Source organism: Chryseobacterium ginsenosidimutans (assembly GCF_039536845.1).
GTDB lineage: Bacteria > Bacteroidota > Bacteroidia > Flavobacteriales > Weeksellaceae > Chryseobacterium > Chryseobacterium ginsenosidimutans_B.
In genome coordinates this window covers 150,754-172,658 of sequence record NZ_BAAAZJ010000003.1, presented here as the reverse complement: position 1 = coordinate 172,658, position 21,905 = coordinate 150,754, and the positions used below count along the sequence as shown (strand labels likewise).

The 21,905-nt window shown below is 28.1% G+C and carries 22 protein-coding genes and 1 riboswitch; of the genes, 9 read left to right on the top strand and 13 right to left on the bottom strand.

Annotated features, from left to right (window positions below; translation table 11 throughout):
- Positions 1-130: 130 nt before the first annotated feature.
- From ABD745_RS00865 to ABD745_RS00855, 3 genes are all read right to left on the bottom strand, one after another.
- The gene (locus tag ABD745_RS00865) at positions 131-511 is read right to left on the bottom strand and encodes a hypothetical protein (protein WP_344823777.1); all 381 of its coding nucleotides are present in this window, start codon (positions 509-511) and stop codon (positions 131-133) included.
- Positions 512-539: 28 nt separating this feature from the next.
- The gene (locus ABD745_RS00860; protein WP_344823774.1) at positions 540-902 is read right to left on the bottom strand and encodes a hypothetical protein; all 363 of its coding nucleotides are present in this window, start codon (positions 900-902) and stop codon (positions 540-542) included.
- Between the two features lie 657 nt (positions 903-1,559).
- Entirely contained in the window at positions 1,560-1,850 is a 291-nt protein-coding gene (locus tag ABD745_RS00855; protein ID WP_344823771.1) for a hypothetical protein, read from the bottom strand.
- Positions 1,851-1,902: 52 nt separating this feature from the next.
- A riboswitch (SAM-I-IV-variant riboswitch) is annotated at positions 1,903-1,999 on the bottom strand.
- A gap of 55 nt (positions 2,000-2,054) precedes the next feature.
- Here ABD745_RS00855 and ABD745_RS00850 point away from each other — a divergent pair.
- Both ABD745_RS00850 and ABD745_RS00845 read left to right on the top strand, forming a co-directional pair.
- Positions 2,055-4,370: a hypothetical protein gene (locus tag ABD745_RS00850; RefSeq protein ID WP_344823768.1), complete on the top strand. Its 2,316-nt coding sequence runs from the start codon at positions 2,055-2,057 to the stop codon at positions 4,368-4,370.
- Complete coding sequence (locus ABD745_RS00845; RefSeq protein ID WP_344823765.1) at positions 4,357-5,277, top strand: hypothetical protein; 921 nt, start codon at positions 4,357-4,359, stop codon at positions 5,275-5,277. The genes ABD745_RS00850 and ABD745_RS00845 overlap by 14 nt, the downstream gene beginning before the upstream one ends.
- Before the next feature lie 7 nt (positions 5,278-5,284).
- Here the strand turns inward: ABD745_RS00845 and ABD745_RS00840 are convergent, their stop codons facing one another.
- From ABD745_RS00840 to ABD745_RS00820, 5 genes are all read right to left on the bottom strand, one after another.
- Complete coding sequence (locus ABD745_RS00840; protein WP_344823762.1) at positions 5,285-7,267, bottom strand: hypothetical protein; 1,983 nt, start codon at positions 7,265-7,267, stop codon at positions 5,285-5,287.
- Positions 7,268-7,431: 164 nt separating this feature from the next.
- Complete coding sequence (locus tag ABD745_RS00835) at positions 7,432-8,817, bottom strand: hypothetical protein (protein ID WP_344823759.1); 1,386 nt, start codon at positions 8,815-8,817, stop codon at positions 7,432-7,434.
- 10 nt (positions 8,818-8,827) lie between these two features.
- The gene (locus ABD745_RS00830) at positions 8,828-9,034 is read right to left on the bottom strand and encodes a helix-turn-helix domain-containing protein (RefSeq protein ID WP_344823756.1); all 207 of its coding nucleotides are present in this window, start codon (positions 9,032-9,034) and stop codon (positions 8,828-8,830) included.
- A gap of 114 nt (positions 9,035-9,148) precedes the next feature.
- Positions 9,149-9,937 (bottom strand): hypothetical protein, encoded by a 789-nt coding sequence (locus tag ABD745_RS00825; protein ID WP_344823752.1) that lies wholly within the window; start codon positions 9,935-9,937, stop codon positions 9,149-9,151.
- Between the two features lie 4 nt (positions 9,938-9,941).
- Positions 9,942-11,264: a phage integrase SAM-like domain-containing protein gene (locus tag ABD745_RS00820; protein ID WP_344823749.1), complete on the bottom strand. Its 1,323-nt coding sequence runs from the start codon at positions 11,262-11,264 to the stop codon at positions 9,942-9,944.
- A gap of 525 nt (positions 11,265-11,789) precedes the next feature.
- Here ABD745_RS00820 and ABD745_RS00815 point away from each other — a divergent pair.
- On the top strand, positions 11,790-13,082 hold the full coding sequence (locus ABD745_RS00815; protein ID WP_344823746.1) for a site-specific integrase: 1,293 nt from the start codon (positions 11,790-11,792) through the stop codon (positions 13,080-13,082).
- 49 nt (positions 13,083-13,131) lie between these two features.
- Here ABD745_RS00815 and ABD745_RS00810 read toward each other — a convergent pair whose 3' ends face one another.
- The 4 genes from ABD745_RS00810 to ABD745_RS00795 all read right to left on the bottom strand — a co-directional run bounded on the left by ABD745_RS00810 (position 13,132) and on the right by ABD745_RS00795 (position 18,103).
- Entirely contained in the window at positions 13,132-13,395 is a 264-nt protein-coding gene (locus ABD745_RS00810; RefSeq protein ID WP_344823743.1) for a helix-turn-helix domain-containing protein, read from the bottom strand.
- 181 nt (positions 13,396-13,576) lie between these two features.
- A complete protein-coding gene (locus ABD745_RS00805; protein WP_344823740.1) occupies positions 13,577-15,301 on the bottom strand; it encodes a DNA methyltransferase in 1,725 nt (574 codons plus the stop codon).
- Positions 15,302-15,373: 72 nt separating this feature from the next.
- On the bottom strand, positions 15,374-16,456 hold the full coding sequence (locus ABD745_RS00800; protein ID WP_344823736.1) for a hypothetical protein: 1,083 nt from the start codon (positions 16,454-16,456) through the stop codon (positions 15,374-15,376).
- Between the two features lie 57 nt (positions 16,457-16,513).
- Complete coding sequence (locus tag ABD745_RS00795; RefSeq protein ID WP_344823733.1) at positions 16,514-18,103, bottom strand: hypothetical protein; 1,590 nt, start codon at positions 18,101-18,103, stop codon at positions 16,514-16,516.
- A 629-nt stretch (positions 18,104-18,732) separates the two neighbouring features.
- On the opposite strand from ABD745_RS00795, the gene ABD745_RS00790 reads away from it, so the two are divergent.
- Both ABD745_RS00790 and ABD745_RS00785 read left to right on the top strand, forming a co-directional pair.
- Positions 18,733-19,005 (top strand): recombinase family protein, encoded by a 273-nt coding sequence (locus ABD745_RS00790; RefSeq protein WP_344823730.1) that lies wholly within the window; start codon positions 18,733-18,735, stop codon positions 19,003-19,005.
- Between the two features lie 68 nt (positions 19,006-19,073).
- Entirely contained in the window at positions 19,074-19,346 is a 273-nt protein-coding gene (locus ABD745_RS00785; protein ID WP_344823727.1) for a serine integrase family protein, read from the top strand.
- A 344-nt stretch (positions 19,347-19,690) separates the two neighbouring features.
- Here the strand turns inward: ABD745_RS00785 and ABD745_RS00780 are convergent, their stop codons facing one another.
- Complete coding sequence (locus ABD745_RS00780) at positions 19,691-20,002, bottom strand: hypothetical protein (protein WP_344823724.1); 312 nt, start codon at positions 20,000-20,002, stop codon at positions 19,691-19,693.
- Between the two features lie 71 nt (positions 20,003-20,073).
- Here ABD745_RS00780 and ABD745_RS00775 point away from each other — a divergent pair, with 71 nt between their 5' ends.
- The 4 genes from ABD745_RS00775 to ABD745_RS00760 all read left to right on the top strand — a co-directional run bounded on the left by ABD745_RS00775 (position 20,074) and on the right by ABD745_RS00760 (position 21,781).
- Positions 20,074-20,280, top strand: a complete 207-nt coding sequence (locus tag ABD745_RS00775) for a hypothetical protein (protein WP_047397500.1) — start codon at positions 20,074-20,076, stop codon at positions 20,278-20,280.
- Positions 20,281-20,298: 18 nt separating this feature from the next.
- On the top strand, positions 20,299-20,709 hold the full coding sequence (locus ABD745_RS00770) for a hypothetical protein (RefSeq protein ID WP_344823719.1): 411 nt from the start codon (positions 20,299-20,301) through the stop codon (positions 20,707-20,709).
- A 61-nt stretch (positions 20,710-20,770) separates the two neighbouring features.
- Positions 20,771-21,520 (top strand): hypothetical protein, encoded by a 750-nt coding sequence (locus tag ABD745_RS00765; RefSeq protein WP_344823716.1) that lies wholly within the window; start codon positions 20,771-20,773, stop codon positions 21,518-21,520.
- Between the two features lie 3 nt (positions 21,521-21,523).
- Positions 21,524-21,781 (top strand): hypothetical protein, encoded by a 258-nt coding sequence (locus ABD745_RS00760; protein WP_344823713.1) that lies wholly within the window; start codon positions 21,524-21,526, stop codon positions 21,779-21,781.
- The last annotated feature ends 124 nt before the right edge of the window (positions 21,782-21,905 follow it).

Sequence of the window (21,905 nt, the reverse complement as noted above, 5' to 3'; positions counted from 1 at the left end):
CACCCATTAACGGAGCCAAAACACTACCTTAAATAACAATTTTAAGAAGTATTTTCTACGTTTGGACTCTTATACTATAGTTAGACATAAAAGCCACGTACAGCACTAAAATCAATAGTAAACTTCCAATTTAATTTTTATTTCCTGACCATGTGCCATTCATTCCCGCAGAATTATTTATCCATGTGCCATTAGCAGAATTACCGCTCATTTGCCCTGTAAACGTTGCTCCTGATGTTGCATTTCCAGCAATTGCAGAGAATTGTCCTGATTGAGATACATTTCCGTTTATATCAAAATTTTCTTGAAATACGACTGACATTGTTGTTCCAGTAACAATACCAGTAGAACTTACATTGATTGAAAAAGTTCCGTGGTCTTGTTGTCCTGAGTAAGTTCCCGACCAATGCCCTTGAAAAGGAAAAGTATTGTTTTCATCATCATTGTTTGAGCATGATAACATAATTAGGCTAAAAATAATTGTTAAGGTTGTGAAAATTAGTTTTCTCATAATGTTTAAGTTTATAGGATTAATATTTTTAGATTTCTTTATTGAAAAATTTAATAATGATTGTAGCAAAAGTCTCATTATCAGTTACAAAATATATGACATTGATAAATGCTACTATGATAAGAAAAACTTGAAAAGGGATGCTACCCTGATATTTATTGTTTTCACCAGAAAAACATTCATACAATGGAACTGAAAGCCACAAAATTCCAGCAATAAGAATAGATGTAATCACACCTCCAAAGACTGATATTAACACCAATGAAATGATATTCATCAGATTATAATTTTCTCTTTCAAAAAAAGAAGTATAGAAATGTAAATAATTTGAAATTCCTGAAAGAAGTAATATAATTAACGTTTTTTTTCTATATAAAAATGATTTTTCCATTTCTGATTTTATTCTTTTTGATTATATGTGAATTTGGTTCTAAAGTTATTCTCAACTTATGATTAATTTTTACGGATAACCATAACTCAAATTCCTTCCTTCTTTCTCATTAGAATTAGCATAATAAAATTCACTACAAATTCATAAATTAAATAAGCTAATAGAAACCAACCAATAAACTTGAAAATGTTCCACAATTCAAATTCTTCAAATCTTGAATAAACAAAGGAGATAGGGATAACGAAAGCTGATAGTTTCAGTAAAAAAAGTAATAATTTTCCTATTGGGGAATAGCAACCAATACCATAGAGGTCTAAAACTGTTCTGATTCTGTGAGTTGTGTTTGAGCCAAAAAACATATATCAATATTTTTTTTCATCGACCCACTTAATGAAAGGTTATAAAACAAGAAGACGTGTGGGTTCAAATCTTGTTGTAAGACGGCTCGGCAAAGCCTACAGCAAACAAGTTTTACTAACACACGCCCAAGCGGACGGTGCATAAGACTTGTTATTCTTGCTGTTAAAAATTTTGCCGATTTTCTTACAGAACAACAGAGTTTACGCTCCTATATATTTTAAAAATTCTATTTTTTTATTATATCATTCTAAATTTTTGTTAAAACAAAAATAGTAATTGTCTTTGTTCTATTCAAATTTAATTTTCATTAACTATTTCAAAGCTATTTATTAGTTCATAATAAACAATTCTAACACTCAATCCGAAAACAGTATTATCCTCATTACTGATTGGACTTTTACCAAATCTTTCATTAAAAACTTCATCTAAAGCAATCAAATACAATAATTGCTGATGAACTCCCCAAATTCTTTTTTGACGGTTGTAAGCATCTATTAACTCCTGATTGGATTTGTTTAAAAATAACACGATGTATTTTTGAATAATCTCATTATCTTCTTGGGTACATATATCTGTTTCATAAAACAATATTTTAAGAAGTTAAAATATCATTCCGACAACAATAAGAGAAAAAATTATGTAATAAACATATTTTTCAGTTGGAGACTGCTCATTGTTTTACCACCTTCGCTTGTCAGCAGGTTGGTTTAGCTTTATTGCTAATCGTAATGATGAAGTAAAAATATAAATAAAATTCTTAATTTACATTTTCTTATCAAAAACAAATAACACATGAGTTTCAAATTATTAGCTATTAGACCTCTGGCAAATTGTAATGAAAAATTCCTAAAAAGTTTAGAAGTTGGAAGAATTTACAAATTCTATAATGATTACAAGTTTTTCAACAATGACATTGAACTTGATAATATATCATTAGATGATATAACCAAAATAGAGCACAAACCTCTAATTTCCATCCCAAAATCATTTTTCAACAAATCTAATGTCAATCTAAATATTTCCGCAATCGTTGGTAAAAACGGAAGTGGAAAAAGTGCATTAGTAGAATTACTTTATATGGCACTGTATAATTTATCAGTTTATAGAGGCATATTAAAAAAGAAAATTAATCCTGACTATGACAAAATTGAAGAAATTGAAGTAGATGATAAAATAATTGAAAAAATCACTGGTATATTAAACAATGAATACATTGAAGAATTAGAGCTTAAAAATTATATAGAACAGATTCTTTCAGTTAATAAAAACAACAAAAATTTAGCTATTCAAAATGGTAACGGCATTAAAGAAAATTTTGAAAAAGAGATAGATATACTTAAAGATAAAGCAGATGCAGGATTTATGTATGATGATGATTTTGATAAAGTTAATAAAATGTTGAAAAATTTTAATGACTTTAAATTTGATAGACAATTGAATTATTTAAAAAGAGTCACTGAAGGTTCTAATATTGCTATTAAAAATATTAATATTGAAATATTTTTTCAGTATACTATCGAAAAAAAAAATATAATTTATTCATTTAGACTGGAGGGAGAAGATATTAGACTTCATCAGCTTACTTCTACTAAAACTGATTTATTTCTTTTTAATAATCCAACTTTATTAAATGAAGTAGATACAACAGAATTAATCAAAAGCAATTTCTTTTATACTTTAGCTATTAACTATTCATTTTATGCTTTAAACTCAAATGATTTAGGATTATGGCTTAAAAATATTTTTCATAAAAATGATTCTTACCAAATGCCTGTTGTTCTCAATCCAATGAGAACGAAAGGAGTTATTGATGTTAATACTGAGACAGAATTAACAAAATCAAGATTTTTATATAACTTATTCCATCCCCTTGTATTTGGTAAATTAGAAAAACCTAATCCAATTAATGGTAAAACTCCACACAAATTAAAAATAAGAGTAAATCATCATAAACTAATTGAAAGTTTATTAGAAAATAAAATCAAATATTTATCATTTACAATACTAAAGCAGTACGAGCATTTTATTCCAATGATTAATGAAGTGTTTGAAACTAACATTGATTATACTGGCTTCGAAAATCTAAGCGAATTTGAAAAAATATCCTATCAATATATTTTGAATAAAATCTTTTCTATTGTTGGCAATTATGGTACATATAGAAATGAAAAATATTTAAAGGTTTTTGCTATTAAAGAACAAAAAGGTGATATTAATGAATTTAAAAAATTATTAATCCACTTAAAGGAAAAAGATAACAGTCATATTACAACAAAATTAAAACAGGCTGTGAACTTCTTAATTAATTATGAGGAACATTTTAAAAATGAAATTAAACCAATTAAAGAAGGGCAAAACAATTTTTTAACAGATGAGTTTGAAATTAAAATTTCCGACTATACAAAGAAAATAATTGCTTTAGTTAAAAAAGGAGATACTTACAATCAATTATTATTACCATCATTCTTTGAATTTGATGTTATTTTCGAAGATGGCAGTAGCTTTTCATCATTAAGCTCTGGAGAGAAACAATTAGTTTATAGTACTACTACCATAATCTATCATATCCTAAATATTGAATCAGTATTTGATAACGAAGATGGAGAATTATCTAAATATCAACATATAAATATGATATATGACGAGATTGAGCTTTATTATCATCCTGAATATCAAAAACAATTCTTAAATTACCTTCTTAATGAAGTCGACAAATTAAATCTAAAAAAAATAAAGGACATCAATATTCTTTTCATAACACATTCTCCATTTATATTATCAGATATTCCGAAACAAAATGTTTTGTTCTTAGAAATTGATGAAGCAACAAAAAAATCTATTGCTAAAAACAACTATCTAATGAATACTTTCGGAGCAAATATTACTGACTTATTTGCTGATAGCTTCTTTATAAAAGACGGTTTGGTCGGTGAATTTGCCAAAAAGAAAATAAATGAAATATTAATACATTTATTAGGAAAAAAAAGATTTGGAAAAGCAAAACAAAAAGAACTTTTCGAAGCCATTAATTTGATAGATGAGCCAATTATTAAAGACAAACTTCAAGATATGTTTAATTATAAATATTCTGAGTATGATATATATTAATAGAGATTTTGAAAAATCAGCACTCGCTCATTATTATAAGATAAAAGATGATATAGAGAAAAAAATTGACAATGGTCACAATTATATTAATTCAAAAAACAAACCTCCACTTTCTGATTTTCACAAAAGATGTTTAAAAATATTCTTAAAAGAAATCATTCTTGCTAATCCTGATAAATTAATTAGAATCTTTAATCTATTTGAAAATAAATTTCCAAATACTGATTATAGATTGATTTTTGATTACAAATGGTTTAGTTCGAAAAGTAGAAAATATGGAACTTACGAACTTGCGAAAATTTTAGGTATACGAATATGTTGTTATTGTAATAGAAATTATACAACAACAGTAATTCGCAAAAATGAAAAAATTTCAAGACCACAGTTTGACCATTTCTATTACAAAAAAAAATATTCAATTTTAGCTCTTTCTTTTTATAATTTAATACCTTCTTGCAGTTTATGTAACACAACATTTAAGGGAGAAAAAGATTACAATATACTACATCCTTATATTGATAATATAGTTAGCAATTTTGGATTTACTGCAATTCCACAAAATATTACCACGTTATTAAATGTTAACGAGGATTTTAAAATTAATATAGTTAAGAAGGATAAAAAAAATATATTAAATTCCAAATTAGATGAAAGTATAAAACTGTTTAAAATAAAAGAAATGTACTCATCAAATGGAAGTGAGATTAAAGATTTATTTTTATTAAGATATAAGTATTCTGATAAGTATTTAGAAGAATTACAAAAAATGACTAAAAATAAATTTACCAAACCAGAATTATATCGCCTTGCTTTTGGGGCGGAAATTAACGAAACAGACTTTGAGAAAAGACCATTTAGTAAATTAAAAAAAGATATTTTAAAAGAATTAAAGATTTTAAAACCGTAATATTTTATTAGGCAGTAGGTAAGTTTAATTTTTCAAACAATACCTTATTTCTTTTTTTAGAATCCCTCAATAGCTTATCAAAACTAATTATCTCAATATATAAACTATAGTTTCTATTGAAATTAAAATAACCATCATTATCAGGTAATATCGTAAAATTATGATCATCTGCAAATTTTCTCATATTGGGAGTTAAATCACAAACGATATAAGCATAGATAGGTGTTTTATCTTTTATATCAAATTGTCGCCCGTCCTTATCTAAAGCCTTATTAGTAATTATTTCTCTTGCATAAGTAGTTACTTGGTTAATTGGATTTTCAGTATCAGAATAATCTTTTCTCATAGGTCTTTTAAACTCTACGATCACAATTGATGAATATGGTTTTTCATCATCGCTTAGAAGATGAGGTTTATTAAAAATGAGTAAGTCGGTTTCTTTTGTTGATTTTGATTCAGTTCTTTCAATTGATTTAAAAGTTTTATCTGAAGACAGATAATCATGAAAAGACAATTTATCATCAATTACCCATAAATTATGTTCTTCAAGAGAAATATCATTAGATGTTTTTCGTAGTGGAAATATTAAACTATGAATAACCTCTTCAGTGGAGTATTGACTATCTTTTTTCTTTAGGTGTAATTCCAACAAGTCTAAAATATGCTTCCTATGTAATATATATTCAGAAAGTTTAGCATTTCCTACGTCAAGTATTTTTTCGTATAAATCTTCGTTAATTGTATCTTCCTTCGAAACAATATTTTGCATTTCCGCTTTAGTTTCTGTTAAAACTTCTAACTCCATTTTTTGCTGAATTTTAAAAAGCTCAACCTCAAGTTTCGAGTCGTCAAGAGAATTTGATATTCCTAAAATATCATTTGGCTTGTATTTTAACAAATGTCTATATCTTGGATGCGAAATAACAAAGTCTCTAACACGATTTAACTTTTTTTCAGAAAATTCAACTAAATATTCTTTAAAGTGCTCTCTTATAATTTCAGAAACGACACTTTTTACTTCTGGTAGAGTAACGGCTTCTTCAAACATACTATTTTCATTATCGAAGATAATTTCAGTTCTTTCTTCATTAACTTTCTCGTCAAAATAATTCCCCGACACATAAATACTAATTGAAAACTTTTGCCCAACCTCATCAGTAATGTACTCAGGTATTTCAGGTATTGTTTCTGAAATTGAGAAATTTGTAACTTCCCTCTTATTGGCAAGTAAGTGTACTTTATTATCTGTTTTTGTATTATACAATTTAACTATATCAAGCTTGAAGTTGTTTGTATTAACAATAAATGGTTTTTCTTCAACAGCCTTCTTCATATATTGAAGAAAATAGTCATTTACCACGATTTGTCTTTGAATATCCTTTAGAACGATGGTAGGGCAGTTTGAATCTAAGAAAAAAGAAAAGCAGTGTTCAATAATTTTAAAAGCAATATCTTCAGAATTATTATTACACCATTTTCTGTAATTCTCTTTTAAATTTTTAAGAATTACTATAGTTGACCAAAAATCTTCTTTGCTTTCTATTTCAATTAAAGATTCTTTTTCAATACCTTTTCTGGTTGGTTCAAAATTAAAGGTTCTTTTCTTAAGTGAATTCCCTTCTTTAAAATGACTTTCAATAATTGCCTTATCAAATGCTCTCAACCAAGTAATTCTCCCTATTCCTTTTCCTCCTCTTTCAAATTTGTAAGATGAGTGAGCAAAATTAAATGACTCATAATTCTCTTCATTAAAACCAATTCCATTATCTTTTATGTGAAAATCAATTATTGGTGGCAACTTTTGTAAATCTTCGTATGGAAACTCTTCTTGATTAAGTCTTATCAATTCAACTTCAATTAGCCCTTTTTCCGGAAGATTTGCATCTTCAATTGCATGAATGGAATTAACTATTGCTTCATACAAAGGAAGCAAAACATTATTGTTTGAAAGTTTTTTCTCTCTTACCTTTCCCAAGATGTCTATTTGCATAAGAAAATTAGTTTTTCCAAATTTACAATACAATATCTTAATATCTAAGCAATTGTACAAACAAATCTGCAAAACACTAATAATCAACACTTAGCATATTTTAAAATTGTCTAATAAAAACCTGCAACATTAGGGGTTGGATTCCTTAATTTATGTTATTCTTGTTACCAGTATTCTTCTATTGCTATTGCTTGGTACTTCTTAGTATCTATTGTTGTTAAATCACTCAAAATCTCTTCTATCTGTTTTTTTAACAACTCAACATTACTTTCCGTTGTTACTAAGCTGTCATGAATGCTCCAAATCGGCACATTTGGATATTTTTTACTAAAATTCAATGCAACTATATCTAATAGACAATGAGCTTCTACATTAGTCAATAAACGGTCAAACTCAACACAATGCAATTTAATATATTTCATTATCTCGAAAACACTCGGATATGATTGTTTGAATGCTTTTGTTCCTTCAAAATTATGATTTGGTCTACTAAAAAAAGTCTCCATAACAACTGATTTTGAGTAACTCCTCTCATTTTTATAAATCTCCTTTATGAAAGGGTTTTCAAAGTTTATTACCTTATTTTTCTTGTTTTTATAATTTGTAACCATTCGATACGGACTCCCATTTTCATCATATTTCATTTCTAAACTCTTTTGAAAGTTGATGTAGAAGTCACCATTTAAAACAATATTAACGAATTCTATAACATTAGATTTATCAATATTTAAAGAAAATAATCCATCTATATTTTCATTGCTTAACACTTTGGTTGCTCCAATCTCATGAAGCAATTGTTTATCTTTTTTAAGAATAGCTTTTAAGATGACCGAAAAAAAATATGGTTGTGATGTTTTTATATCTACAGCCCCGAGTTTTTCACCAAAATAATTTAGCGTTTCTCTTAATTCCTTATTTAATCTTGTTAAGTTACTATGTAGCCTATCATCAGTTTGATAACTATTGGTACACCTCCATTCTTGATAGTGAAATTCCTTTATTATTTGCAGACCAGATTGGTACTTTTTATAGTTTGTTTTTCTGTATTGTTCAATAATACTATAAGCCTTTTTCGTATCAATTATTAAATTACCATCAAAGTATTTTATTAGATGAGGTCTTCTATTTAAACAATTTAAAATCCTATCATCGTTACCTGTGTTATTTAGACTTTTAATTAATTTGGGATTTGTAATTTCATAACTCACTATTTTACTAAAAAAATATTTAGTGTTTAATACAAATCTTCTACTTGTTTTATTATCCGAACTATGATTAGAAAGTATTTTAATAATTTCATGCTTAATCAAAAAATCAAAGCAATTCACATAACCAGAATAAATTTTTTTTAGGTTTTTTGATGAAAGGCTTACAATATGGTAATCTTGATTTTCATTTCTATAATAACTTGGTAAGCTAATAAATAAGCTCATATAATAAACTAAATAATCAAGATTGAGCTTTCCTGTTTTTCTATTGTAATTATATTTTATCAAAAAGCCCTCTAAATCACATAGAAGGCTTTGTTGGATTAGGACTTTATTTTTCATAGCTAAAGAATTAAAGTTGTACTAATGCTTTTTCTATGTCAATCATCCTGTAATAAACACGACCACCTAAACCAATGGGTTTAAGTATGCCTTTCTGATGCCAATTCCATAATGTACTTACATCTACACTAAGTAAATTAGCTGTTTCTTTTTTTGTTAAAAATGGTTTTTTAAAGAATTCCCCATTCTTATCGATTGCTGTTGAATTTGTACTCATAACATTTATTTTATTTGTTAATGAGCAAAGATTCATTTAGGGGAAAATTAGGGTCAAGGAATTTTTATTTGTTGGAGTCGTTTTAGGGGAAAAATTAAAGTCCCTAACTAAAACCTACACATCAAATCCGTAATCAATTAGTTTATTCTTAATTATTTCTACTTGCTTTTCATTACTTACAAATGGATTATTTCGCTGATTTACAGAAATATTATCGATCGGATTTATCATTGGCTGTATAGTCTGCACTTTTTCTCCTGTAATTGCACTTAATACGGTAGCTAATTTATTAATTGAAATTCCTTTTTTTGCTTGACTTCTCAAAAAATCTAAAATCCCTAATTTTTGAAGGTATATTATTTTTTGAACAGCAGAAGTTTCACTTAGATCAATTAGGATTTCTTTTGAGATTATTCGATTATCCAAGTCTTTTGAATAAATGTAAGAAGTTACTTTGTCGTTTGACTTTTTGTCTATTTTAAAACCTAATTCTTTTATTTTTTCATCAAGAAATTCCTTTACTCTTCTCATAGAAACCTTCATATTCTCTTTTAGGCTTTCAGAAGCAAAAGAAAATATAGATTCTTCTTCTAAACTATTATAATCACTTATTATAAAATCTATCTCCAAAGCATCAGAAGTATTTTTTAAATACTCTTGTAATCTTTGAGGATAATATTTTTTATAAATCTCAAGAGTACATCCAATGAAGAAATTTTTATTTTCTATTAAATACTCATAATCAGTTTGAAAAATTTTTGATAAATCATAATCCCAAAATTTTCCAGTATGACTATTTTTAATTACTTCTGCATCTGCGGGTACATCTGGAGGTAAACAGTTCAAATCATCTTCAAAAACTCTATATAGATTTTGCGTATTGGTAAATTCTTTTGGTATCATAATTTTAATTTGCTGTTTTAAGAACTGTTAGTTTAATGTTTTTCTCTTCTTGTATAGCTTGTTCTTTCCAAATTTCTGCGAGTTGTAAAGAATAATCTAAAGGTTTTTTGCCTATGTATTCAAGAAATTGCTTTTCAGAACTATGTGCCGTTATATTCATTAATAAAGGAGTAGGGAATTCTCTTTTAGAATAAAAGTTGGTGGCAAAACTCCTTCTACAATCATGAGAAGAAACCAATTGCCATTTATTAAATTTACCTTTTTCAGTTTTTTTTGTTTTTTTGTCAAATAAATTCCCTTCTACGATTTCGTTAAGTTCTGCAAGTTCACAAACCTTTTTAATATATCGATTAAAGAGAGTTGTGTTAGTCTCAATATTATTTGAAAATAAGGGTGGAAATTCTCCGTTTCTTTCATTCAAAATATTTTCAACTTCTCTATGTATAGGTATTTGAACAGTTTTTTTTGTTTTTTTCTGAGTAATCGTAATAAATCTCATACTTTCAAATACCTCTATCATATTCTTGTTCATTCTGAATAAGTCTGATGCTCTTTGTCCTACATAACATCCTATAACAAACCAATCCCTTGTTATTTGATATTTTTCTTCAACAAAATTTGTACTTTTGATTTTGTTTATTTCTTCTATTGAAAAAGGATTTTTAGGAGGAGCAACAGTAAACCCTTTTACGCTATCGATTTGACTGTTTACTTCGTATCCGTTTCTTCTGGCATCTAAGACAATTGTTTTAACAAATTTAATATATCTTCCTGCCGTATTTTCATTTGTAATACCTTTATCTAAGAGATATTTTATAAATTCTCTTCCAAACTCAATATTCACATCCTTTAATAAGAATTTTTTCTTTTTAAAATTTTGAAACTGAATTATTTTATTAACGATTGTTGTGTATTTTTTTACTGAATCAATACTATTACCTTTTAATCCTTTAGAGATTGAAGCATAAGGCAATTGTTCTACATAATGGTTTCCATAGTTTACCAGATATTCTTTATCATCAGGCTCAATCCTACCATTAAACAGATCAATCTTACTTATCAACCAATCTCCATTAATAATAACTCCCTTGGAAAAGTCATTATTATACTCCTCCAAAATAAGAACTTCTAATTTCTGTAAAGTTGTTTTAAGATTTTTATTATTAGCTTCTCCTGTTTTAGGAAGACCAGTCTTAGAACTCCAGTTTTTCGCATCACAAATAAAACCTGTCTTTCTTTTTATATCTAAAGCTCTACCTAAAGAAAATCGGACATATATTGGCGCATTAGGAGATTGGCTTTGAATAAAATATTGGACTCTTGCCATAGTAAATGTATTTGAATACAAATCTATTAACAATAAAATAATTAGGCAACATTTAAGCAACAATTTATATATACGAATAAATCAAATTAGATAATTTTCAACGCCATTTTTCACAAAACACTTATTAACAAACAATTAACTATCTAATAATATCTAATAACATTGAATCAATTTTAAATAAAAAACATAGTCTGGATCCCTCCAACTCCACCGGAATGAAAGGTTATGAAATCTTTTAACAAATAAAACACTCTTTATCACTGATTTAGAGTGTTTTTTATTTTTCACTAACTTCCATTCATTGTCATTGAATATCATTTTGGTGGGTGCAAATGTGGTAGCAAACTTAAAAGTTGCCCCACCAAAATTCAAGCGTTTAATTTTCTCTTAGTTATTTTGAAACTTTCTGAATTACTCCAATAATTATTGTCATTTACATTCATTAGTTACTATTTACTTTCATTATCATTTTAAGCGATGGCAACTTAGATTTTTTGCCCGACATTAGCCTTAAAATCAAGATTTATGAGTATAAAATATATATTAAGGAAGAAAAACGGTATTGCAAAAATTAACTTCAGATATCGACAAGGAAGAGATGTTGATATTGTATTATCAACACCATTTTCGATAAATACCGAAAATTGGGATTTAGAGAATGAGTGTTATAAAGAATCTCTAAAAAAGAAATCTGTAAGAAATGAGATTGACAAAAATTTCAATTTAGCAATAGATCAATTTAATATTAAATTAAAAGAGTTTAAAATTCATATTGAACAATTTATTATTTCACAGGATTATCGAGTCAATTCCGATAATCTTAAAAATTATATAAATTCCAAATATACCCTTAAGAAGAAAATTGTAAAAGAAAACACTATACCTTCCCTTTTCTCTGACTTTGTCACATATTATATTGAGCAGAAAAGTCAGTATTCTTTAGGGAAGCAAAAACCTATTACACAAGGAACAATAAAGAAATATGGTGTTGTAAAAAATAAAGTAAAAAAAATTGATTCCAAATTGAAAATATCAGATATCAACGATAATTTCCGTGATAAATTTACTCAGTGGAATGTGAAAAATAAATATTCAATTACAACCATTGTGAAAGAATTAAAGATTATAAAGGGTTTTGTAAAATTTGCCGAAAACAAAAAATTAAAAGTAAGTATCGATGTAAAAAATTGGACCTTTCATATTCCACAAAAAGATTATTGGTACCCTTCTTTAGACCATACTGAACTCAAAAAAATCTCTGAAAAAGTATTTGACTTAGATTATCTGGACAACGCACGAGACTGGTTATTAATCGGTTGCTACACAGGACAAAGAGTATCGGATTTACTAAATATTAATTCTTCTATGATAATCAAAGATAATTTTCTTTCCTTTAAACAGAAAAAAACGGATACCAACGTTACTATTTTTCTTTTACCACAAGTCAAGAAGATTCTCGAAAAGAGGAATGGGGAATTTCCAAGAAAAATTTCGGATCAACGTTTTAACGAATTTATAAAAATAGTTTGTGAAAAGGCAGGAATTAACAAACCAATGAGGGGAGGAAAAATGATTAATAAAAGAAAAATTATAGATATATATCCAAAATGGGAATTGGTAACTTCCCATATTTGTAGAAGAACTTATGTTACACTATTTCGTCATCTTTTTGGTGATGAAGGAATAATGATAAATACTGGTCATAAGTCTATAAATATGCTGGAAACATACGATCAAAACAACGATCTTGAAAAAGCGTTGAAATTCCAAAATAAAATCCACCATATCATAGAACAGTTGGAATCAGAATTGAACTAAAAAAGAGGCTGATCTTTTCGGACAGTCTCTTCAGTATTTTAGATAGTTATCAATCAGGTAATTTATAAACCTCTGAACTTTTATAATAAATTTTATTCCCAACATACCGCCCTTTAAGCTTACCGCTTTTAGTCCATCGATTAAGTGTTGATTCATGAATATGAAAATATTGACAAACTTCTTTCCTCGTCAAAAGATGATCATCTTCAGTTTTATTTCTTTCAAAGAGAATTTTTATCTCTTCGATAATTGAATTTTTAATTTCTTCTACTAATTCTTCTTTGGTAGATTGCAACATTAATATATCATTCATTTTTAATTTATTTTTTATCGTAATTAATTTTTAAAAATTTAAACCCACTGTTCTGGAATTTTAGACAACAAATTCCCGGTTCACAAAGTGTGTGAATTTGAAATTTTGTTAAAATTTAGAATTTAAATTACCGGAACGGTGGAAAATTGGAGTATAAATCTTAGGAAGGTTCTAAAACCTTTTAAGCGGCGTCATTCATTTGATCTTCAGAAGACAGGAAGTCATTTTTTAATGTAGTATAATCCGTCTCATTATATTCCGAAACCCCTTTTTCAAGAATTTCACATATCTTCACAATATTCTTCTCATACAGTTCGCTGATAATCACTTTGCGGTTCAGCATAAGCGCTGCCCTTCCGGTCGTTCCGGTTCCTCCGAACGGATCCCATACAATACCGTTTTCAGGAAAAAAAGATAAAAGAAATGGTATTGGAAGCAATGTTGGAAAAGAACCGAAAAATCCGTTCTGTAAGCCATCCTGTTGAGATCTTTCCTTTGAAATATTTAATTTCAAAATCTGTTCAATATCATTGTCACAAAGGAAGTTTCTGATTGTCTTATATTGGTTGGATATATGATAAGACGGTACTTTATCAGCCCCTTTATTACCCTGCTCTGAACACCCTTTCTTAACTGTCGCAGATTTCTCCGGATCAAATATTCTCAACTGATCATAGTAATAATCTTTAGATTTAGAGAAAATAAGAATTGATTCATATCCATTGGTAAACCTTTTAGTCTTATTTCCCTGTGGTTTATTGTTTGATTTCTGCCAGATTACCTGATCAATGTAGTAAAAACCTGCTTTCTGCATTTCGGTTATTAAAAGTGCAACTATACCTACACATATTCCGTCCTGATAAGAATCGTGAAGATTTATTACTATCACACCATTTTCTACCATGTTTTCCGCACCGAGTTTCATCACATCAACAATATTTCTGGTAAAGTCTTCTGGTTTCTTTTCACGACCGATCTCAAATTCCTGATCTTTAGTATTCTTTTCTGAATACTCAATCTGATTATAATACGGAATTGAAGTAAAAATACCATTTAATAGTGTTCCTTCTGGAAATTGAGTATCGAGACAGTTTCCCGGTAATATGGTGTATTTTTCTGAAGATATTTTAGTGATGGGATCTATAACTGTTATTCCTGTTTCCTTTTTAGTATTGTATTGTCTTACCAATGACTTTGCCTTTCCAAGGTCATATTTTTTGTTAATAAAACCATCAACAATTTTAGCTTCTTTTTCTTTTTCAATATTATAATCTAGATTGTTTTTTGTTAGTAGATCTAAAGTCTGTTTTGCCCTGTCAAATGAAATTTCATTTTCTAAAATCTTTGTAGACAAATTCAAATTATTATCCGGGTTTTCTTTTTCGAAGATCAAAGATTTTTTAAATGTAATTATATTATTTCGGCCCCATCCTTTTCCATACTGTTCAGAAATAAACTTATACTTTTCGTTATAAGTGGTTTCATCCAATTCACTTTCACAGTTAACAATTCTAAGATAATGGGTAAGAAGTTTCTTACGCTCCTCAATTGTTGGGACAGATTTCAAATTGAATTCAATCATCCAGTCTTTAATCTCATCTTTCGATTCAGGTTCATTATCTAAGATTATACAATCGATTTCGTTTAAGTTTAAATTCTGTAATGCCAGAAATCTTAATACACCATCGACAATTACATACTTATCTTCAAATTTAAAAACAACTATTGGAGAAGAGTATCCTGTATTTCTAATCTGATTCTCAAGATTTTTAATAAATTGACTTTTTTCTTTTCTCTCGAACAGTTCATCCCATTCTTCAGGAATTTCAATTTGTGATGTTGATAATTTTGTTACTTTGTTTAGTAATGGTAATACTACCCCTGATTTGATTGTTGACTTTTTCATAATATTTATTTTAAATTATGATACAAAAGTCCCGAAATTAAAAACGTACTTTGAGATTCTGCGACGCTGCAATTAGTTGTCGATTCTGTACTTTTTCAAATAATCCGGTATAGTAATATTGTTGTTAGTAGAAGAAATCTGATATGAATATATATCCTGTTCTATACATTGAGATTTGATTTTGAAATAGGAAGAAAGAACATCACTTTTAGAGTGTTCGATTATAACATCATTAGACCTGTTATGATTGCACCTTAAATTTTTTAAATGACTGGAATAATTAGTTTCAGTCATTTGATGATCTAACACTGATGCCAGTTCCAAAAATTTAGTTTTAATTTTTTCAGTTTTTAAATCGCCATTTGACAGAGGAATATCATAATTGATTAGGTGAAAAAGATAGTTAACTTTTGAAATCTTACTTTTTTTAAAATCAATTTTTCCATTACCTAAAAATACATTTCCTTCATCGTCAAATGTAACTTTTAAATCTTGTGCTGATGGTGTATACTCATGATTATGTCGCAGACGGTCACTGATAATTTTAAGTAATTTTTCAATGTGTTCAATATATCTGAAATCATTATAAAAAAGTGCTTTATCTTTACATTGTTGACATATAAATCCGGAACGGATTTTACCCTTTGTTTCCCAAAGTTCAGTACAATAATCATTAACACAGATTTCGGTTTCCTGATGAACACTTTCCAACTGTATTTGAGAATTCAATTCCATGTGAGATAATGCCTGAAAAACATTCTCTACAATCTGGTGAGCAACTGCTAAATAAACTTTTCCGTCAGTAATTTTTTGCCATCGGGAATAAGAGCAATTTACTGCTATGGAAAGATGGATAAAAACACTATTCCAATCCTTTTCTTTTGGTAATTTTATGATTGGGATGTCTAAACCTTTATTTGTTAAAAGTACTACGTAACTTTCTCCGATATATTCATTCTCTTTCCGTATACGATCAATAATTTCTAAAATTTTATCCTGTTTTAGTTTTGTCAAATCTTCATAGTCGTATTGAAGATTCCTGTTAGTTTCAATTTTCTTAAATTCAATCACACCATCAACAGAATTAAATAAGTTCAAAACTTGATCAACATACTTTTTACCGTAATTTTCCAATGCGCAAACATATACTTTCATAGTTTTTTTCGGAAAATAGCAACAAAAAGGGATTCCCGCAAGAATCCCTCAATATTTTCACATTTTTTTATATTTTTCTTTTCTCCGTTTATTCATTACCTTTTTAAATGATCTATTCCATATTTCATTAATTGTCTGTTCAATTCTGTCAAATGGGTCAGTGGTAGGCTTGATAACTAATCCTATAGGAGTTCCGGTGGTTTCTCTGATAATTTCTGCCAGAGAATTTCTTACTTCTATTGCTTTAGTTTGTTCTATAACAATTGAATCATGAACGGTGAAAAAATTTAAATCAGGCATTTCCTGTAACAGTTTCCTTATTCCTACATCCAAAAGCAGATACGATTCAAAACGTTGGAGGAGAATAGACATCCATCCCCTACTTTCATCAATTTCGTTGATCATTTCGATAATCCCGTTAACACTTGGAAAACGTTCTTTCATTTTTCGGATAAATGTATTGTTCTCCCGATGTCTTTTGAGATTCAGATAACTCATAACATTTCTTTTAATGAAGTTCCGGTCTTTCTCACCATTAAAGATAAGTTCATTCAAATGATCATAGATGTTATTATTGAATGGTAATGATCTGAATTCTCCTATATCCTCCTTATTTAAAAAAGTGCCACATATATAGGGTATATAACTACTTTTATGTTCATATAATAATTGATTATTGAATTTAAATTTTTTTATTAATTGTAGATAATATCTAGTTCTATTGAAATTCTTATTTATTTTATTATATAAATTACTATCTATATTAAATAATGATAAATTATTTTTATTTAAATAAAATGATTTATCTAAAATATTTGATAATATGTATAGATGACTATTTGATATATCTATTTCTGACACTTTGTTATTTTTTATTTTAATAAATTTCCTAATCTCCCGTTTACATGACGTTAAAACAGAATACAGTCTGTTATTTCTTTTTTGAAAAGTGGGTTCAAATTCACCATTTTTAATTTGAATAACATTCCTTCGCATTGAGAGTATTTTATCTTTTAGACTCTTTTCCAAAGATTGATAATACGGTTTGGCGGTTTTTTTTGAAAGTCTTTTTAACAGTTCTAATTCTATTGCATTTATATAATCATCAACACGATTATCTATTGTAATAATATCTTTTTCGTACTGAGAAAATAAATATTCCCGATCAATTCCGGTTTCACAAGTCTCATTTTTTATCTCATCCAATTTTTCCTTATTATATTTTATTATCCTGTTGTGGTAATTCTGAGAGATCAGAGATTGGATTTTAACATTTTTATTTCTACAAAAAAGGAAGAAATCATTTTTCAATTTGTAGGACTTTGCATAACTGCCGACTTTATAATTTCTGGTTTCAATAACGGGATAATCAGGATCGGTAAGGATTTTGACGGTAGTCGTGAGAAGGTTTCTTGTAACAGAATTGAACTCTTTACTGAGAATTTTTTTATAGAATCCATTGTCTTTGGTGTAAGTCATATAATTGGAGGACGGATAGATATAGTGTAGAAACAGATAGATGGAATCCTTTATTTTATTTCTGGCTTTATCACTGGCATCACTTACGTAAATTTCTATTTTTGACCACATTCTATCATAATCAATATTGTCAGGTACAGTCAAAACTTTTTCAACATATTTAGTCATTTATATAAAATTATTTTGTTTATACTGGTTTGATTATCAGTTATTTAAATTATATATAAAATAATTGGAAAAACCAAATAATGTAATTGTTAAAAGAAAAGTTTTCTAAAATTTTGAGAAAGATGGAAACCCTCTTTTTACATTCAATGATATAAATTGGGAGAGTTCTTGAGATTTAAAAAGAAAAAACCAGAAATTTTTTTTTCAGAAAATGACCATTAACTTCAATTTTTAGATTTTTTACCGGAAAATTTTTATTGAGATTTCAGGTATGGTATTGAACCCTGATTTTTTTAATCAAAACACCGCAGGGAGGGAGGTCGGATTTGAGGGGTACCCCCAAGGGAGGGAGTGGCAACTATTTAGGAATATGATAAGTGAGGATCAATTGACATCCTATTCTATAGTAATATTGATATCTCAAGGTATCGCTTATTATTTTGCTCTTAATGTACTTTATTGCAGTTTCAACTAAGCCTACAGTTTATTACATTTTTATTTTGCTCAATCTTGTCTTCCTTTATATTAAAACAAAAACTAAATCTATTTTAAACGCTAAATGGTGCTAAAAGCGTAGGCAGAACGGTGATTTCGCAGTAAATTTAATTCAGATTTTAAATTACAACAAAATGAGAGTTAAATATAATAGAGTTTCTACTTTAGGTCAGACAGGAAATCGTTTTGAAGCAGATCAGGATAAATATGACTTAGTTTTATTAGACAAAGTTTCAGGTACAGTAAATTTTAGAGACCGAGAGAAGGGTCGAGTGTTAATTGACTTGATTGAAAAAAATGAGGTAGAAACCGTTGTAACAGAAGACTTGAGTAGATTAGGAAGAAACACCCGAGATGTCCTGGCGACCCTTGACTTTTTTGATCATAAAGGGATTAATGTAGTGTAAGAAACATGGGATTGCAATCTCGTCCCAATGGTGAGAAAAACCCTATATGGAAAATGATCACTACCATAATGAGTTCGCTGCACCAGAACGAGATTGAGACTCAACGTCAACGTTGCGAAGTAGGACGAATGGTAGCTCGTCAAAATGGCAATGTGACCTTTGGGAGACCCAATGGATCTAATGAAAGTGATGCTACTTTTATAAATAAGCCAAAAAATAAAAAGGCGTTGGAATATCTGAAGAAAGGAAGAACTTTAAGAGAGATCGGAAAACTTCTTGAGATGTCTACAAAAACCGTTATGAAAGTGAAAAAGGTGGCGATAAAACTTGAATTAATTTAACCTTTAAAAATAAAATACAGACTACCGTTTGTATTTTAATTACGTGAGCAAAATAATATTTTCTGATTTGTAGAAAAAAATAACACGAATTCGTCGGATATATCGATACTTTTCAAATGGAATAAAGTCCTTATTTTTCTTAGAAAATGTTAAAAACCAATACTGGAGTATTGTATAAAGGATTTTAGTTTTAATTTAAACTTAAACTAGGTTTTAGGATTTACGGCAAAAATGTACCAAATTAGTACCGTAAAAACACCTAATAGTACAATAAATGATTATTAAAGTACATAGATTTTCACATAATTTTAGGTAAATGAATGAATAAAATATAATGTATTTGCCTATTTTGTGGTTTGCTTTTTCAGAATTTCCACCAATTCTTCCTGTGATTTTATTATTTTTTTCCAGTTAATTTCAGAGGATAAAAAAATCTGATCCTCAATTAACATATTTCCCTCTCCTTTAAATAACCAATTGGCATTAAGATCTGGACATCCATATAGTAATTTTGCTATATTTTCTTGAGATAACCCTCCCCGTTTTCTTCCTTTTCCAATTAATCCAACAGAAATACCAGTCTCTACGGTAATTTTATTATCGTTTAAACCCTTGTATTCCATGTATTTATCTAATCTTTCAAAAAAATCACTCATTATTGCTATATTTCAATTGACATATATAGTAATATTGATATATTTGTTTCGTCTTTGAAACAACATAAGCAATGGATAAAAATACACAAAAAAGATTGAGTTACAACACCCAAATCATCAAAGTTCTTTCGAAGTCTTATCAGGTTTCAGAATACTTTGTCCGTGAATGTGTCAAAGGAAATAAGAAGAGTCTTACTGCAGACGAAATCAAGAAAAAATATAACGAACTCAATAATCCTACACTGGAGAAAATCAAAGAGTTTAAAAATGAAAAATAAATTTAAAAACTTAATACCATGAAAAAACTTCTCATCATCTTAATCTTCAGTTCAGCACTGACAGGATTCAAATCACAAAAATGTTTCTATAATGATATGGAAGTGCAGGAATATCTTGCTCAAAATACCTCATTTAGAGATCAAAGTGATATTATAATCAGATTCTCAAATAGTGGAGGCGTTTTTTCTACCGGAATGGTGGGATCAACGATGTATTATCTTGACAGAGTCACACTTCTTTCTTATAGTAAGGCAGTTCTGACTTATTACGATTATCAGAATACAAATTCAATTGTAAAGATTTTACTAAACTGTGAAAACAATACGATTACAGATCTTGGTGATAAGAATGTATTCAGAAGTACAAAAGATTTAAGGAATGATTCTTTTAATCAGTTGGTTCAGAAAAACACTAAAAACAAAAGATAATAATGTGAATGCATGTTGAATACTGTTCATTACAGAAATTACAATTAATAAAATCTCAACCATGAAATATTTTGAATACCTGGAATATTTTAATTTCGAATCACTGTTGAATACTTCATTTTTTATAGCATTTTTTGGATGTATAATTGTCATGAAAATACTCTTCATTTTTATCTTTCAAAAAGTATTGAGCAAAGGTGGTGAAGATTATCATATAAGTGTATTTTCAAATATTATTTATTATATGATTTTTTCTTTTTTTATGGTCACTGTTTACGATTATAATAAAAGGTATAAAAATTATGATTTCCGGTTCTCTAACTTAAATGTCCATTCCCAAATTAAAAATACTATTAGTACTATTGACAGTACCGGAATTAGAGAAAAGTTTTCACCCAATGTAAAATACAGTCGGGTTCCTAATAATGAAGATGAATCTGAAAACATCGGTGAAAATGAATTAAAAAGATTGGAGACCGATTATAGTTATTTAAAAACACTGGAAAATATTCTGACTGATACAGACCAGTATAATGAAAGTTATGCGGGAGAGATTTGTGGTCATGAAGACGGTAAATGTCAATGGTGTGGAAAGATATTTCAATTGAATAAAATATATAAATCTTCTTATTTGGTTATAGGAGAAGAAGTGGGATTTAATATGGCAATATCCGGTGAAAACTGGAATACCCCATTGGTTTACAAATGTGTCAGGGATTATGAGAACGGTATTAAATATCAATGTGTCACTGAAAAAGAAAAATTTTGTTCTCCTAAATGCGAACGGGAACACCAACTTTACAATAATTAAAAAATGAAAACATTATCGATTATAGGGATTTTGCTCAGTGTATTGGGGATTATCATGTGTTTTGAAATTATTAATACCCATATTGATTTTTATCATTCCGTTATTAATTATCTGGGTGATGATCATGATTCAATACGGAAAAAAATATCTGAATTGGGAACTGAGCATTTGGATTTTGGAACAGAAATCTGTTTCGGATTAATGGGTATTTTTATATTTTTCCTATTTACATCCGTTAAGTTAAATCGATACAAAAATTAGTATTGGTTTAAGTTTAAATCATTTTTCTTTTTAAGACCATTTGATTATAAATGAGAATATATTCTTGGAATTATTAAATTTCTTAGAACGAAAAGTTTATACTCATATTCGATATACGCAAAGG